Genomic DNA, 15,164 nt, shown 5'->3' on the forward strand with positions numbered 1-15,164 from the left:
GGGTCGCTTTTCTGGGAACTGCGGGTGGTCTGTCGCAGCGCCTGCCGCTAAACCCCGTGGCGCGCGCCCGGTTCGCGGCCGCAAATACCGGACGCTGCCCGATGGTCCCTTCCTCTCGCTATCTCGAGGCCCCGCAACGGCTGCGCGCCTTTGTCCGCGCGCATGAAACCAGCCTTGCGATTCTGGCAGCGCTGATCGGCGTGATCGGGGGACTCGTGGTGGCCGCCATGAGCGCTGCGGTCAGCGTTCTTCACGCGGTGTTGTTCAATTTGGAATGGGGCCAGCGGCTCTCCAGCCAGTTCTGGATCGATCCGGTGCGCGCGATTCTGGTTCCCACCTTTGGCGGGCTGCTGCTGGGCGTCGCCTTCCTGTGGCTTTTGCGCTGGCGACCGGCCCGCGAGGTCGACCCCATCGAGGCCAACGCGCTCCATGGCGGGCGGATGTCGTTCCGCGGCAGCATCATCGTAGCGCTGCAAACCGTGTGGTCCAGCGGCGTCGGAGCCTCGGTCGGCCTCGAGGCCGGCTACACCCAGCTCGCCAGCGGGCTCGGTGCCTCCATCGGGCGCGCCTTCCACCTGCGTCGCGGCGACCAGCGCGTGATGGTCGGCTGCGGTGCGGCAGCTGCCATTGCCGGCGCATTCGGTGCGCCGCTGGCCGGCGCGTTCTATGCCTTCGAGCTCGTCATCGGCGGCTATACGTCCGCCAGCCTGATGCCGGTCGGCATCGCCGCAGTGATTGGCTATTTCGTCGCCCACGCCTTCGATCCGCTGTCGCTTGGCGTCGTTGCCGGCCGCTTCGGCGACGTGCTCGGTCATGATCTCGCGGTGGCGGCCCTGCTCGGCGTCTTCGCCGCGACCTTCGGCATCGGCATCATGCGTGTCGTCGCATGGACCGAAGCGCTGCTCACCAAAATCAAACTGTGGCCGCCGCTGCGTCCGGCGCTGGGCGGGCTGCTGGTCGGCTTGATGGCGCTGCTGACGCCGCAAGTTATGGCCTCCGGACACGGCGCGCTGCATTTCGGCGGCATGACGGCCTATCCGGTCGCATTGGTCGCCTTCGTGATGGCGCTGAAAACGCTCGCCTCGATCATCTCGCTCGGGACAGGTTTTCGTGGCGGTCTGTTTTTCGCCACGCTGTTTCTCGGCGCGCTCGGCGGCCACCTGTTCGCGGTCGGCTTCAATGCGATCGGCGCCGGCTTCACCATCGACCCCGCCGTCTACACCATCATCGGCATGAGCGCGCTGTCGGCCTCGGTGATCGGCGGGCCGCTCACCATGTCGTTCATCGCGCTCGAATCCACCGGCAATCTCTGGCTCACCACCGCGGTGCTGGTCGCCGTCATCATCTCCACCCAGCTGACGCGCGAGCTGTTCGGCTACTCCTTCGCCACGTGGCGCCTGCATCTGCGCGGCGAGACCATCCGCAGCGCCGCCGACGTGGGCTGGATCCGCGATCTCACCGTCAAGCGTCTACTGCGCCCGGACGTCCCGACCGTCGACTCCACCATGCCGCTCGACGAATTCCGCGAGAAGTTCCCGCTCGGCTCGAAGACCCAGGTCGTCGCCGTCGATCCCGAAGGCCGCTATGTCGGCCTCGCCATCGTCGCTGAAGCGCATTCGCCTGACGTGACAGCCTTTCGGCTCGACAGCCTGCTGCATTGTCGCGACGTCGTCCTGCATCCGGACATGAACATCCGCGACGCCATGGTGGTATTCGAGGGCGCCGAAGCGGAATCGCTGGCGGTGGTCGAGGCCGAAAGCCACCGCGTGCTCGGCACGCTCTCGGAAGCCCACGCAACACGGCGCTATGCCGAAGAGTCCGAGCAGCGCCGCCGCGAAGCCCTCGGCGAGATGTGATGGTCCGCCGTTAGCCGTCCGCGAGCGACAGCATATGCCCCTGATCGGGCGGCACCCGGCCGGCCAGTGTATCGCGATAGATATTCTCGACGGCGACAGGGCCACGGTTCTCGGCAACCGTGAGCGACTGTTCCAGCAGCGGCAAGAAGCCCGACCACGCCGCGTTGAAGCGGGTATCGATGCCGCCCGGTCCCCATTCTTTGGCGCGTTTGCGGATTTGGTCCGGCGCGAAGAACCATGAGGGCTTGGCGCCGGGAAGCTCTTCATCCACCGCTGCATCCAGATGGGTGAGCCCGACGCGCCCGCTATAAACGAGTTTGTCCTTGAGGTGCCGATGCAGCCGGCCGCGCAGGTCGGCATTCCCGGCCATATCGACGAAGGCCACCGGCTGATCGGCGGGCAGCGTATCGATATGATCGTAGAGCACGACATCGTCGTAGCAGCCGAGCGACCGCACGAAATCGGCGTTGCCCGTTGATGTGAGTCCGATCACACGAACCGGCTTGCGCTTGCTGTGCAGCAGATGCGCAAGACCGAAGGCTGTCTTGCTGGAGGCACTGGAGAGAATGACAGTGCGTGCACCGAAGAATTCCTCCTCGGCGAGAAAATCATCGACCAGGAACGAGAGCATGAAGAGCGGCCGCAGCAGCGCCTGATAGTCGCCATTGCGCCCGGCAAAGGCCGGGTCATCCGTCACCCGCGCATAGGCATTGTAGACCGGCGCGACGCCCTGCCGATGCGCCGCGCCGTCGCGCAGGCCGCGCTTGCTGACATCCGCGGCCTCGATCACCAGATGCGAGGCCATCGGGAAATAGCCGAACAGCCGCTCGCCTTCGGCGATCTGCGGGTGCATCGACGCGATCACCCTGCCAAAACCCCAGACCGGAATGTTGCCGAAGCCATCAGGCGCCTTGAATAACTGCCAGTATTTCATCCGGTCACCCAGCATCGCATAAGTGACGTTGTTCGCGGTGAAAGCGAAGCGTTCGACCTCGACCAGAAGGCAATCATCGGACAGCTCGTCCAGTCGCGGCAGCGACATCTGCACCAGCGCGGTGTTCTGAAAATTATTCTTGGCTATGTTGAATTGCGTATACGCGTTCATGATCGAACTCCGCTGCGTTTTCCCTGCAGCGATCATTCCTTTCACCAATGTCTGTTTTGCGACAGCGGAGTTGTTTAAAACAACGTCCGTTTCAAACGCTGTTCGACTACACCGTGGGAACCGTGCCGCCGTCGATCACGAATTCTGCACCGGTGATTGACGCCGCGCGCGGCGATGCCAGAAATGCCACGAGGTCCCCGACTTCGTGCGGTCTGGCCGGGCGTCCGAGCGGAATACCGCCGAGCGAATCCATCAGCATTCTCTGCGCGCCCTCATAATCGATGCTGTTCTCGTCGGCGATCGTCCGCACCAGCCCGACGGCGGCCTCGGTTTCCACCCAGCCCGGCGAGACGCGCACCACGCGGATGCCTTTCGGGCTAACTTCCTTTGATAGCGCCTTGCTGTAGTTTCCAAGTGCCGCTTTCGCTGCCGCGTAGGCCATCGTGGCATCGTGCAGCGGCAACACACGCTGGATCGAAGTGACATGAATGATCACGCCGGATTTCTGCTCCAGCATCGACGGCAACAGAGCGCGATCGAGTCGGACGGCAGCATAGAGATTCAGGTCCATTGCGCGCTGCCAGGCGGCGTCATCGAGCTTTGCGAAACCGCCCGCAGACGCGGACGACCCGCCAACGACGTGGACAATGATATCGATGCCGCCGAGGCGCTTCAGGACCGCGTCGGCGAGCGCCGTGCACCCGTCGGCGGTGGCAACGTCAGCAACGACGAAGCCGGCATAGTCCGGCATGCCGTCCGGCCTGTTGCGCGCTGTCGTGAGCACCACTGCACCCTGTGCCAGCAGGCACGCGACGACGGCTGCACCAATACCTTTGGTCCCACCGGTCACGAGCGCCCGCTTGCCAGCGAGTTCGCCGCCCGCCTGATGATTTGTCATCGTCCAGTTCCTCATTTTCACATCCGCACAGCGCGGCGCATTGTCTGCGAGGGAAATGCGGATATGTTTGCCGAATGACAAGAACGCACGAGAAAGTGGGGGGCTTACCTCCAGGTAAGGAACCGTGGACTGCGACGACCGCATCGCACGGGATCGAGCAGTCGCTGAAGATGATCGGCGGACGCTGGAAGCTGGAAATCCTGTTTCGTCTGTTCGGCGGCCGAATTTTGCGCTTCTCTGAACTCGAACGCGCAATCCCAGCGGCCTCGCAGAAGATGCTCGCGCAGCAATTGCGGCAGCTCGAGGCCGACGGCATTGTTCGACGCGTCGTGCATGCGCAGGTGCCTCCGAAGGTTGAATATGCGCTAACGGATTGGGGCGAGTCTCTTTGCCCTTCGCTCGACGCACTGCTCACATGGTTCGCATGGAAGCCAGCGTCCGACGCCGCAGTATCTGCCATGGGGACATCCACCTCGCCTCCTGCCGAGGAATAGCCTAGCCCGCGCAGTCGATGCTGCGGCCCGCGACGTGTTCACTTCGCCGGTTTGCCGATCACGCCTTCGCGCTTCTTGATGGCGTGATAGTAAGCCCACCACAGATGCGCCGCCGCACCGCGCAGCGGACGCCATGGTTCTGCCAGCGGCGCCATCTGCTTCACGGTCGGCCGCTCCTTGAGACCGAGCCCGACCTTGATTGATTCCTGAATGGCGACATCGCCCGCCGGCCATGCATCGCCATGGCCGAGACAGAACAGCAGATAGACGTCGGCCGTCCATGGTCCGATGCCGTGCAATGCGACCAGCGTGTTATGCGCGGCGTCAGCGTCTTCTTCGGCAAGCACATCGAGATTCAACCGCTCCTCGACGAGTTCACGCGCCAGCGCCTTCAACGTCTTGATTTTTGCCGCCGACAGGCCCAGCCGACCCAGGCGATCGGTGCGTGCCTTGCGGATGGCATGATGATCGAATGGCGAGAAGGCGCCCGAGACGCGACCCCAGATCGCCGAAGCCGACGCCACCGAGACCTGCTGCCCGCAGACGATCTGCGCAAGCCCTTCGAAGCCCGGCGCACGTTGCCGAAGTGCCGGCATCCCGGCCATGGCCAGGATCGGTTTCAGCCGCGGGTCGAGCTTCACCAGCGCCATAACGGCGTCGTCGAGCACGGATTGATCGGTAAGATGAACGGTCATGATCCCCAAGGATCACCACGGCGTGACCGCAAGATCAATGCTGCCAATGAATGCGCTGCGGCAATAGCGCACGATGCAACCGGGAACCAAAGCCCCGGACGTCGCGTTGTTTGGGTTCAATGGAGGCTACCGCCATGCGGACGTTTTTTGGAATGATCCTGGGTGCACTGATCCTGGGCATCGGCGTTTACATCTACGATTCGATGTCGACCTCGTCAGTGGCGAACGGCCAGACGGCGCAGGAGCGCCGGACGATCGTCAACTGGGATGTTGCTGCCAATGAGTGGGCAGCACTGAAGACGCGCACCAAGCAGGATTGGGCCAAGCTCACCTCGCAGGTGAAGTCGTAAGCACATCAGCAACGAGAAGACTGGTTACGCCGATCAAAGATGCCCTCGCCGATGAGCGGGGGCATTTTTCTGTCTTGAACGTGCCGACTTTTACTTCTTCGCAGCCGCGGCCTTACGCGCATCGGCGATCGCGAGAACGAATTGTTCTTTGGTGATCGGGCCGGGAATGCGGAACTTGCCGACGATAAAGGATGGCGTTCCGTTGAAGCCGAAAGCCGTCGCCTGCTCATCGATCTGCTTCAGCTTGGCAACGATCGCATCCTGATTTTTCTGCAGATCGGCGACGGCGCGATCGACATCGATACCGGCCTTGGCGAGCCGGTCGCGCGCGATCGCCTCGGTCAGTTTGGTATCGAGGCTGATCAGGGCGTCCTGCGCCTCGATGAACTTGTTCTGGTATCTTGCCGCCAGCACGAGGCGCGCCGCATAGACCGACACCGGCCCAAGGATCGGCCAATCCTTCGACACCAGGCGAACCTTGCCGTCTTCCTTCACCAAGGCGCGCAAGTCGGGGGCGATCTTGCGGCAATAGGGGCATTGGTAGTCGAAATATTCGACGATGGTGATGTCGCCCTTCGGGTTGCCGGCGGCCGGGATGTCCGGATCGCGGAGTACCGCGGCTTCGTTAAGGGCGTCTTCGTCCTTGGCGGCACCAGATGCCGCGAGGACCTTGCCGGACGCGCCGAGCAGCATGGCGCCACCGAAAAGCCCGAGCGCAGCGCGGCGCGTCGTGGCGGTCTTCGAGGTCTCGCGGATTGCGGCGGTCATGATGTTCTCCGAAGACGCATCATGCGCCAGCGCTCAAGTGATGTAGATGTTGCGGGCCAACATATAGAGCGCCACGACGATAATGATAGACGCAAAAACGGTATTCAACGCGCCCCGCCGCAGCGACAGATGCCGCGCCAGGCTGGTTCCCAACAGTCCTCCGAGCAGACCACCCAGAATGAATACCAGCGCGAGCTTCCAGGAGATCAGCCCGGACCAGGCATAGCTCGATGCCGTGGTGAGACCGAATGCGGTGACCGCCACCAACGACGACGAGATCGCACTCATGATCGACATGCCCGTGGCCGCCATCAGCGCCGGCACGATCAGAAAGCCGCCACCGATTCCGAAGAAGCCGGACAGCGCACCGGTGACAAGACCCAGCGCAAGCAGCGAAGGCGTGTTCGACATGCTGATCTCGACGCGGTGCTCGCCGACTTGGGCGCGCGTCTTCAGCATCAGCACGGCGATCACCAGCATCAGGACCGCGAACAGCGCCAGCAAATTCTGCCCGTCCACCTGCTTGCCGAGAATCGAGCCTCCGAGCGCACCGGCGATTCCTGCAGCAGCAAACACCAGCGCGCAGGACCAGTGCACATTGCCGCCACGCGCATGATTGCCGAGATTGACCGCCGCATTGGCCGCAACCGCAATGGCGCTGGTGCCGATCGCGACATGCGGCTCAGGCACGCCGACAACATAGACCATCAGCGGCACAGCGAGGATCGAGCCGCCGCCACCGACCAGGCCGAGCGAGAAGCCGACCAGTGCGCCCGAAGCCAGGCCGAGCGCCCCTTGCATCACAGTCATCATGAACGGCTGATTCTCATCTTCTCATCTGAGCATGATCTTTCGAAAAAATCAGTGTCCACTTGTTCGGATCATGCGCGCAACGGCGTGACCATAATGACCTTTCCGGCCCGGCTCCATGCAGTCAGCATCACAAATCCGCCTGCCGGGAAAACGCTGTCGTGAGCATCAGCGCACCAGCAGGGTGACGGCAAGCGGAACCAGTAGAGAGGTCACCAGCGCATTCAGGCTCATGGCGATGCCAGCAAAGACGCCGGCCACGGCATCCACCTGAAAGGCCCGTGCGGTGCCGATCCCATGCGAAGCCAATCCGACGGCAAAGCCACGGGCGCGATAGTCGCTGATGCCCATGCGGTTCATCATCGGCGTGACGATGATCGCCCCCATGATGCCGGTCAGCACCACGGCCACCGCGGTCAGCGATGCGTCAGCGCCGAGCGACTCGCTGATGCCCATGGCGACGCCGGCGGTGACCGATTTCGGCGCCAGCGACAGCACCACATTTTGCGGCAGGCCGAAGGCCTTTGCCAGCAACACCACCGAGACGATTGCCGTGGCACAGCCGACCACCAGCGCAGCGAGCATCGGCACGATCGCTGCCGCCACGACCTTGCGATTCTCATAGAGTGGCACCGCGAGCGCCACGGTCGCCGGACCGAGCAGGAAGTGCACGAATTGCGCACCGCTGAAATAGGTCGTGTAGGACGTCCCGGTCATCAGCAGAAACACGGCGATAATCCACATCGAGTGGAACACCGGATTGGCGAACGGATGCCGGCCGGTCGCCAGCGACAGCGCATCCGCCGTCGCATAGACCAGCAGCGTCACGGTCAGCCAGAGCAGAGGCTGCTGCGAGAGATAGACCCAGAGTGAGAACGGATTGGCGGTCATCACGCGCTCCGCCCGCGTGTCATGACCCGGCTGATGATGAGGAACGTCGCCACCGTCACCAGCAACGTGATCACGACCGAGATCGCCAGAACACCGACGATGGCCGTGCCATGTTCGGCCAGCAGATCGAGCTTCTGCACCACGCCGACACCGGCGGGAATGAACATCAGCGACAGATGCGCGAGCAGGCCCTTCGCGGCATTCTCCACGCCGCCGCCCTGCAGCGGCCCCTGCGCGAACAGCACGGCACGGTCACGCAGCAACAACAGGACGAGCAGCAACAGCATGCCGAGCACCGGGCCGGGCACCGGCCATGCAAAAGCGCGCACGGCAATCTCGCCGGCGAGTTGGCACAGCAGGATCAGGGAAAGACTGGCAATCATGGGGACTCCGCGGGTGACGGATCGTTATCGCCCGCGAAGCAAGTGATGTCGATCAACCCCAGCGCGCGGCTGATCCGATCAGGCGGCACCCTTCAGCTTCTTGGTGCATTCGCTGTAGTAGCCGCCGCCTTTTTCGATCCACTTCATGCCGCCATTGGCATTGGCGGCCTTGTTGGCATTGTACTGATCCACGCAGGTGTGCATCCGCGCCTTGCCAGCCGTCTCCTTGGCGTATTTCGGATCGACCGCCGACGGGAAGGTGGCAGGGCCTGCCGGAGCCGCGGCTGTCGTCGCTGCCGGCTTGGGGGCTGCTGCAGGTTTCGGCGCAGCCGCAGGTTTGGCTTCGGCAGCCTTTGGCGCCGCGGTTGCAGCAGGCGCAGCGGCGGGCGTTGTCGCAGCGGCATCGGTCCCGCATTCGGCCTTGCGGAAGTCATTCCATTTCTGGCCGTTCAGCGTGCCGGCGGTCTTGGCCGCCTGATATTTTGCACTGCATTCAGTCGCGGTGAGTGCATGGGCCGGACTGAAGGCAAGTAAAGCAAAACTGGACACTGCAATTGCGCAGGCGAATTTGACAGGCATTGTCATGGCATTCTCTCCCTTTGCTACACCAAGTAAAAGTAGACGACGGCATCCTATCGCTACCGCTGCATGTGGCAACGACATCGCAGCTCCCCGCGAAAAATTATCGTGATCGCACCATCAGATATATTTCAACTCATTCACCTGCCGTTCAGCCCGGCGCGCCCACCCTGTCCTCCCTGTTCAATTCGAGGTGCTGCCATGATCCGATTCGCTTCCAGCCTAGCTACCGCTGCCGTCGCCTCCTTCCTCCTGGTCGGCGCGGCCACCGCTCAGACACCTGCGCCGGCGGCCACCAAGACTGCGCCCGCCAAGGCGGCCCCCGCCGAGAAGATGGCGCCTGCGGACAAGACAGCCGAGAAACCCCGCACCGCAGCGTCACTTGAATGTTCGAAACAGGCCGATGCCAAGGGCCTGCATGGCACCGAGCGCCGCAAATTCCGCTCGGAATGCAAGAAGACCACGAAACCGAACTAAACTCTCGTCATCCGCCTGTCCCTCGCCCGGAAAGCGAGGGACAGGTAGACCACACTGCATTTGTCGACAGGTGCGGACTTTGCCATAAAGCGGGCTCCTTCAGCTTTCCGTGCAAATGGCCATCGCTCTTCCCAGCTCCCTTCAGATCCGCACCACCCTTGAGACCCTCGTCATCGGCACGACCGGCGGCGCGCTATTCTATTGGGCGGAATTGCCGGGCGGGCTGATCTCCGGCGCGATGATCGCGGTCGCCGCTTACGGCATCCTCGGACGCCCGGTCGGCCTGCCGCAGCCGATGGCCCATGTCATCCTGATGACACTCGGCCTGTCGCTCGGCTCGATGGTGTCGCCGGAGATGGTGCACAATCTCAGCGCATATCCGGTGACCATCGCGCTGCTGGCGCTGGCCACGTTCTGCGCCACCTTCGGCAGCAGCATCTATCTGCAGCGCGTCCATGGCTGGGACCGCACCTCCGCGCTGCTGGCCGGCAGCCCCGGCGCGCTGTCGCAGATCATCATGCTGGCCACCGAGCGCAATGCCGACGTGCCGGGCATCGCGGTCGTGCAGATCTTTCGCGTCATCATCCTCACCGCCATGGTCCCGCTGCTGCTCGCCGCCACCGGCCTGATGGGCCACGGCCCGCTGCCATCGCGCGGGCCGGAAGCCTCGCCGCTGGCGCTCGCCGAACTCGCCGCCGCGGCCGTCGCCGTCTCGCTGTTCATGCGCTGGATCAAATTTCCGGCGAGCTGGATGTTCGGCGCGATGATGGCCTCGTCGGTCCTGCACGGCACCGGCTGGGTCCACGGCACGCTGCCGCAATGGGCCTATATCACGGCTCTCGTCGGCATCGGCAGCCTGATCGGCTCGCGCTTCGGCAAGATCTCGCCGCGCACTATTCTCAGCCACGTCTGGGCGGCGCTCGGCTCATTCACGGTGGCCATCGCGATCTCGTCGGTGTTCGTGACGATCATCGCGCTGACCACGACTGTGAAACTGAGCGATGTCGTCGTCGCTTTCGCGCCCGGCGCCATGGACGCCATGCTCGCACTGGCGCTGACGCTGCATATCGATCCGGTGTTCGTCGGCGCGCATCATCTGTCGCGCTTCATCTATGTGTCGATCGTCACGCCCGGAATCGTGCATCTGTTCGGCAAGGCGCAGGACGATATCGACGATTGATCTTCAGTCGTCGCAGACACCGATCGAAACAATGGAATAGATCTAACAAATATGAGCGCCTTGCAGTGATTGCAGACATTTGCGTCGCAAGGTCTAGACGTATTCTACCGCGCATCGTAGTGCGCCACGAAACCAATCAAGTTAGACGCTCGATCAAGCTGGCGTGACCAGCATCATCGAGGCGTTGAAATGAAATTGAGAACAAGAAAATCGACGAAGCAGACTGCACTGCTTTGCACCGTCAGTGTGATAGCATTGGCGACGGATCTTCCGCGCGATGCATTCGCGCAGGCCAGCCTGCCGCCAGTCACGGTGGATGCTCCACAGCCGCAACGCGCGCGCAGCACGACAGCAACGAGATCACAGACATCGGCACGCGCAACGCGACGCACACGCACGACGACACCGCAGATTTCACCCGCGCCATCGGTTAATGAGCGCATCTATAGCGCCGACAACAACAGCTATGTCGCAGGTCAGGCTAGTTCGGCGTCGAAGACGAATACGCCGCTGATCGATACGCCGCGTTCGGTGAGCGTCATCGACCGCAAGGAACTCGATGATCGCGGCGTCACCAGCATTCCGGAGGCGGTTCGTTACACAGCCGGCGTCACCACCGGCGGCTTCGGCTACGATCCGCGTTTCGATCAGATCTATGTCCGCGGCTTCTCGACGACGACGCTCGGCGACTTCCGCGACGGACTGAAGCAGTTCCCCTCCGGCTTCACCACATTCCGGACCGAACCCTATCAGCTTAATAGCGTCGAGGTGATCAAGGGCCCGGCTGCCGTGCTCTATGGACAGTCCGTCCCCGGCGGCCTCGTCGATCGCCGATCGAAATTCCCGGTCGAGAATCAGGTCAACGAAATTTCACTGGAAGGCGGCACCTATGGCCGCATGCAAACGGCGTTCGACATCGGCGGTGCCAGTTCCGACAAGTCGCTGCTGTACCGCCTGGTGGGCCTCGGCCGCGCCGGCGAGACCAATTACGATATCGCCGACGAGCGGCTGATGCTGGCGCCATCGATCACCTGGCGACCGACCATCGACACCACGCTGACCGCCTATGCCATCCTGCAGAAGGACGAAACCGACGCCAGCGTCGCCATGCTCAATCGCGACGGTCAGCTGGTGAACGTCAACGGCGCGACCATCAAGCTGCGATCGAGCGATCCGAAATACGACTATCTGCGGCAGCAGCAGGCGCAGGTCGGCTACAAGCTCGAGCACCGCTTCGACGACGTCTTCACGTTCCGCCAGCACACGCGGTTCGGCGTGCTGCATGCGGAATCGCGCTATGTCAGTGGCAGCTTCGCGACGCCAACATCGACCGTCTATGACCGCGGTGCCGTAGCCGTCGGCGATGACCAGACGAGCTGGCAAACCGACAATGCGCTGCAGGCCGACTTCGCCACCGGCCCGGTCGTCCACCGCACACTGTTCGGCGTGAATTACGATCACAATACCTGGGACTTCAAGCTCGGCCTGGGCGCCGTGAATCCCGGCTATGCGCTCAACATCTTGAATCCTGTCTACGGCATTGCCGGGCCAACCCAGGGTTATACGTCCGGTTCGCGTTCGACGCAGGAACAGGTCGGCGTCTATCTGCAGGACCAGATGCGACTCGGCAACTGGCACCTGTCGGTCAGCGGCCGTCAGGACTGGACCGATCGCACGCAAATCAATTCCTATACGGGCGCCGTCACAGGCGCGCGCAACGACAACGCGTTCTCCTACAGCGCCGGCCTGCTCTATCACTTCGAGAACGGCATCGCGCCCTATGTGAGCTATGCGACCTCATTCCAGCCGGAGACCTCACTCGGCCTCGACGGCATCGTGCTGGCGCCATCCGAAGGCGAACAAATCGAAGGCGGCGTGAAGTATCAGCCACGGCCCGACGTGCTGCTCACGGCGTCGATCTACGACCTCAAGGAGAAGAACGCCGCCAAGCTCGCCGGCTATGTCAACGGCATCGCCTATTATGCCTCGGTCGGCGAAATCCGCGTGCAGGGCTTCGAATTCGAGGCACGCGCACGACTCACGCCGGAACTCGAAACGGTGACGGCCTACACTTATTCCGACGCGGAGATCACCAGGAGCTCGATCGCGACCGAGCTCGGCAAGACCCCTGCAGTGACGCCGAAGCACACCGCATCGAGCTGGATGAACTACACCTTCCTGAACGGTTCGCTTGAAGGCCTCGGTCTCGGTGCAGGTGTCCGTTATATCGACGCGACCTGGACGTCGAACGACAACACCTCACGCAACAACGGCTATACGCTGTTCGATCTGGCCGCGCGTTACGATTTCGCCAAGCTTGGACCGAAGTTTGCGGGCTATCAGGCCTCGATCAACGCCAACAACGTCGCCGACGAGCAGGTTGCGGTCTGCAATTCCGGCTACTGCTATTTGAGCCAGGGACGCACGGTGATCGGCACGCTGCGCTATCGCTGGTAGCGGTGCCTCAGCGGGCAGGACCGGCGGCGGATCAGCGCCGTGCGGTCTTGCCGGCGCCCCACAGTGCGATCGCCGCCATCAGCAGCGAGATCAGCACATTGTAGCCGGCCAGCGACAGGCCCAAAAAGCGCCACTGCACCTCGTCGCAGCGGATCACCTTCACGGTGTCGAGGCGCTCCAGCAGGCTACCGGCCTTGCCGAGATCGACCACCGGCCCCGAACAGTCCGTCGGACCCTGCCAGAATGTCCATTCGATCCCGGCGTGATAACCGCCGAGCGCCGCATTGGCGAGCGCCGCCAGCGCCAGCAGCACGAGGCCGGTCACGACCAGGCCGCGCGGCACGTCCCTGGCGGCAGCAATCGCCACCAGCACCGCCAGCGGAATCGCGAGATAATAGGCATAGCGCTGTTCGAGGCAGAGCGGGCACGGCCGGATATCCAGTACCAGCTGAAAGAACCAGGCCCCCGCCAGCGTCGCCAATGCAATCAGGCCGACCGCCAGCGCGGCGATCAGCGCCGGGTTGGATGAGGCATGTACGGGCGCGGGTACAGGGGCGGTCTGGGCAGTCACGGTGCTCTCCGGAGTGGCCGTTGCGTCCTATCCCGGGGCCACCACCCTGTCGAGACAGCCCCGATCACACTGGAGTGTGCACAGCGGCCCTATCGGCCAAACCGCAGGTTGACCCGCCGCCCGCGCCCGCTATATTCCGCCCGCTTCGCGCCCCCGGTCTCCGGCCGGCGTCCGAAGGCCCCTGTGGCGGAATTGGTAGACGCGCTCGACTCAAAATCGAGTTCCGCAAGGAGTGCTGGTTCGATTCCGGCCAGGGGCACCAGAAGCTCATCAGCAATAATCCGTTGACGACGGGCTATTTTTCCGAAAAGCGCGTTAGCCGCAAATGACGACTGGAGGATTTGTCCTCACGCCGGCAGGGGTGCGGGCTCCGCTTTCGCGACCGGCATCGGCCTGAATGTCATTGCAATCAGGAAAGCGCCGAGCCCCATGATCCAGGAGCCGATATAGAGCCAAGCGTAGCTGGCGAACGTGTCGTAGATCAAACCTCCGGCGAGAGGTCCGGTCGCCATGCCAAGGCTGCCGGCCATGGCCGTTCCGCCGATCACTGTGCCCATCATCCGCAGCGGAAAGTTTTCGCGCGCGAGAACGGCGTAGAGCGGCATGGTGCCGGCGTAGATGAAGCCAAAGACCGCCGCCACGGTGTAAAACCCGCCGAGCTCATGCACGAAGACAAAACCGAGCGCGCCGAACGCCTGGGCGAGCAAGCCAAGGACCAGTACACGCTTGGCGCCAAAACGGTCGCCGAGCAGGCCGAAGGCGATACGGCCGCCCATCCCTGCCAGACCCTCGACGCTATAAATCGTGACCGCAGCGACAAGCGGTATGCCGCAGCTGATCGCGTAGCTCACAGTATGGATGATCGGCCCAGAATGCGTGGCGCAGCAGAAGAAATTCGTCAGCAGCAAGATGATGAACTGTGGCGAGCGTAGCGCCTGCGCGCGCGACATCTCTGCTTGCACCGGCTCGGCGGATGGAGCGGAAGGCGCGCCCTCCAGCGCCGGCGCGCGGCGCACCAGCAGCGAGACTGGAATCATGATCGCGGCCACGACGAGGGCCACGACCTGCATCGAGGTGCGCCAATCGTGGTTCGAAACGAGCCAGGCCGCCAGCGGCGACATGGTCATGGGCGCCATGCCCATCCCCGCCGAAACCAGCGACACGGCCAGGCTGCGATGCGTATCGAACCAGCCGGTGACCGTCGCCATCATCGGCGCAAAGATCGCAGCGGTGGCGCCGCCGACCATCAGCCCGAAGACAAATTGAAATGCGACCAGAGATGTCGCGAGGCTCGCCAGCACCAGGCTTGACGCGAGCACGACCGACCCGGTCAACACCACCGGGAGTGGCCCCAATCGGTCGGACAAGGTACCCCAAATCATGCTGGTGACAGCCATCGCGAGGAAGCCAATTGTCATGGCGCTGGATATACCGGTGACCGACCAGCCGGTATCCCGCGCGATCGGCTGCAGGAACACCGGCAACGAAAACATGCCGCCGATCGCGACGCAGCCCAGAAGGCCGCCCGCGGCGACGATTACCCAGCGATAGTGAGAATTGGTCATTCCTGGTCTCCACGTTAGCGCTCTCTGAGTGGAAGACGCACGGGACGGGCCGGAGCCGACAGGCCGAGGGCCGTCGCAGCTCACG

At 63.3% G+C, this 15,164-nt stretch carries 16 protein-coding genes and 1 tRNA gene; 7 read left to right on the plus strand and 10 right to left on the minus strand.

Annotated features, from left to right (window positions below):
- Nucleotides 1–101 precede the first annotated feature (101 nt).
- Nucleotides 102–1,856, plus strand: a complete 1,755-nt coding sequence (locus tag CHC01_RS28075) for a chloride channel protein (protein WP_089267642.1) — start codon at nucleotides 102–104, stop codon at nucleotides 1,854–1,856.
- A gap of 10 nt (nucleotides 1,857–1,866) precedes the next feature.
- On the opposite strand, the gene CHC01_RS28080 is transcribed toward CHC01_RS28075, so the two are convergent.
- Complete coding sequence (locus CHC01_RS28080; RefSeq protein ID WP_089267837.1) at nucleotides 1,867–2,961, minus strand: DUF2855 family protein; 1,095 nt, start codon at nucleotides 2,959–2,961, stop codon at nucleotides 1,867–1,869.
- 106 nt (nucleotides 2,962–3,067) lie between these two features.
- On the minus strand, nucleotides 3,068–3,859 hold the full coding sequence (locus CHC01_RS28085) for an SDR family oxidoreductase (RefSeq protein WP_089267838.1): 792 nt from the start codon (nucleotides 3,857–3,859) through the stop codon (nucleotides 3,068–3,070).
- 74 nt (nucleotides 3,860–3,933) lie between these two features.
- On the opposite strand from CHC01_RS28085, the gene CHC01_RS28090 reads away from it, so the two are divergent.
- The gene (locus CHC01_RS28090; protein WP_089267643.1) at nucleotides 3,934–4,353 is read left to right on the plus strand and encodes a winged helix-turn-helix transcriptional regulator; all 420 of its coding nucleotides are present in this window, start codon (nucleotides 3,934–3,936) and stop codon (nucleotides 4,351–4,353) included.
- 38 nt (nucleotides 4,354–4,391) lie between these two features.
- Here CHC01_RS28090 and CHC01_RS28095 read toward each other — a convergent pair whose 3' ends face one another.
- Complete coding sequence (locus CHC01_RS28095; RefSeq protein ID WP_089267644.1) at nucleotides 4,392–5,048, minus strand: DNA-3-methyladenine glycosylase family protein; 657 nt, start codon at nucleotides 5,046–5,048, stop codon at nucleotides 4,392–4,394.
- Between the two features lie 134 nt (nucleotides 5,049–5,182).
- On the opposite strand from CHC01_RS28095, the gene CHC01_RS28100 reads away from it, so the two are divergent.
- Nucleotides 5,183–5,398, plus strand: a complete 216-nt coding sequence (locus tag CHC01_RS28100; protein ID WP_089267839.1) for a hypothetical protein — start codon at nucleotides 5,183–5,185, stop codon at nucleotides 5,396–5,398.
- A gap of 90 nt (nucleotides 5,399–5,488) precedes the next feature.
- On the opposite strand, the gene CHC01_RS28105 is transcribed toward CHC01_RS28100, so the two are convergent.
- The 5 genes from CHC01_RS28105 to CHC01_RS28125 form a co-directional block, all read right to left on the minus strand.
- A complete protein-coding gene (locus CHC01_RS28105) occupies nucleotides 5,489–6,166 on the minus strand; it encodes a DsbA family protein (protein WP_089267645.1) in 678 nt (225 codons plus the stop codon).
- 33 nt (nucleotides 6,167–6,199) lie between these two features.
- Nucleotides 6,200–6,979 (minus strand): sulfite exporter TauE/SafE family protein, encoded by a 780-nt coding sequence (locus CHC01_RS28110; RefSeq protein WP_068729255.1) that lies wholly within the window; start codon nucleotides 6,977–6,979, stop codon nucleotides 6,200–6,202.
- A 165-nt stretch (nucleotides 6,980–7,144) separates the two neighbouring features.
- Nucleotides 7,145–7,867 (minus strand): LrgB family protein, encoded by a 723-nt coding sequence (locus tag CHC01_RS28115; protein ID WP_089267646.1) that lies wholly within the window; start codon nucleotides 7,865–7,867, stop codon nucleotides 7,145–7,147.
- Nucleotides 7,867–8,250, minus strand: a complete 384-nt coding sequence (locus tag CHC01_RS28120; RefSeq protein ID WP_089267647.1) for a CidA/LrgA family protein — start codon at nucleotides 8,248–8,250, stop codon at nucleotides 7,867–7,869. Before CHC01_RS28120 ends, CHC01_RS28115 begins: the two co-directional genes overlap by 1 nt.
- 78 nt (nucleotides 8,251–8,328) lie before the next feature.
- Complete coding sequence (locus tag CHC01_RS28125; RefSeq protein WP_244558564.1) at nucleotides 8,329–8,829, minus strand: hypothetical protein; 501 nt, start codon at nucleotides 8,827–8,829, stop codon at nucleotides 8,329–8,331.
- A 201-nt stretch (nucleotides 8,830–9,030) separates the two neighbouring features.
- Here CHC01_RS28125 and CHC01_RS28130 point away from each other — a divergent pair, with 201 nt between their 5' ends.
- The 3 genes from CHC01_RS28130 (at nucleotide 9,031) to CHC01_RS28140 (ending at nucleotide 12,943) form a co-directional block, all read left to right on the plus strand.
- On the plus strand, nucleotides 9,031–9,306 hold the full coding sequence (locus tag CHC01_RS28130) for a PsiF family protein (RefSeq protein WP_089267649.1): 276 nt from the start codon (nucleotides 9,031–9,033) through the stop codon (nucleotides 9,304–9,306).
- A gap of 115 nt (nucleotides 9,307–9,421) precedes the next feature.
- The gene (locus CHC01_RS28135) at nucleotides 9,422–10,486 is read left to right on the plus strand and encodes an AbrB family transcriptional regulator (RefSeq protein WP_089267650.1); all 1,065 of its coding nucleotides are present in this window, start codon (nucleotides 9,422–9,424) and stop codon (nucleotides 10,484–10,486) included.
- A gap of 189 nt (nucleotides 10,487–10,675) precedes the next feature.
- Nucleotides 10,676–12,943, plus strand: a complete 2,268-nt coding sequence (locus CHC01_RS28140) for a TonB-dependent siderophore receptor (RefSeq protein WP_089267651.1) — start codon at nucleotides 10,676–10,678, stop codon at nucleotides 12,941–12,943.
- Between the two features lie 31 nt (nucleotides 12,944–12,974).
- Here CHC01_RS28140 and CHC01_RS28145 read toward each other — a convergent pair whose 3' ends face one another.
- A complete protein-coding gene (locus tag CHC01_RS28145) occupies nucleotides 12,975–13,514 on the minus strand; it encodes a disulfide bond formation protein B (protein ID WP_089267652.1) in 540 nt (179 codons plus the stop codon).
- Nucleotides 13,515–13,691: 177 nt separating this feature from the next.
- Here CHC01_RS28145 and CHC01_RS28150 point away from each other — a divergent pair.
- A tRNA-Leu gene (locus CHC01_RS28150) sits at nucleotides 13,692–13,776 on the plus strand.
- Nucleotides 13,777–13,861: 85 nt separating this feature from the next.
- Here the strand turns inward: CHC01_RS28150 and CHC01_RS28155 are convergent.
- The gene (locus tag CHC01_RS28155) at nucleotides 13,862–15,079 is read right to left on the minus strand and encodes an MFS transporter (protein ID WP_089267653.1); all 1,218 of its coding nucleotides are present in this window, start codon (nucleotides 15,077–15,079) and stop codon (nucleotides 13,862–13,864) included.
- Nucleotides 15,080–15,164: the final 85 nt, after the last annotated feature.

This window comes from Tardiphaga sp. OK246 (assembly GCF_900188215.1).
GTDB lineage: Bacteria > Pseudomonadota > Alphaproteobacteria > Rhizobiales > Xanthobacteraceae > Tardiphaga > Tardiphaga robiniae.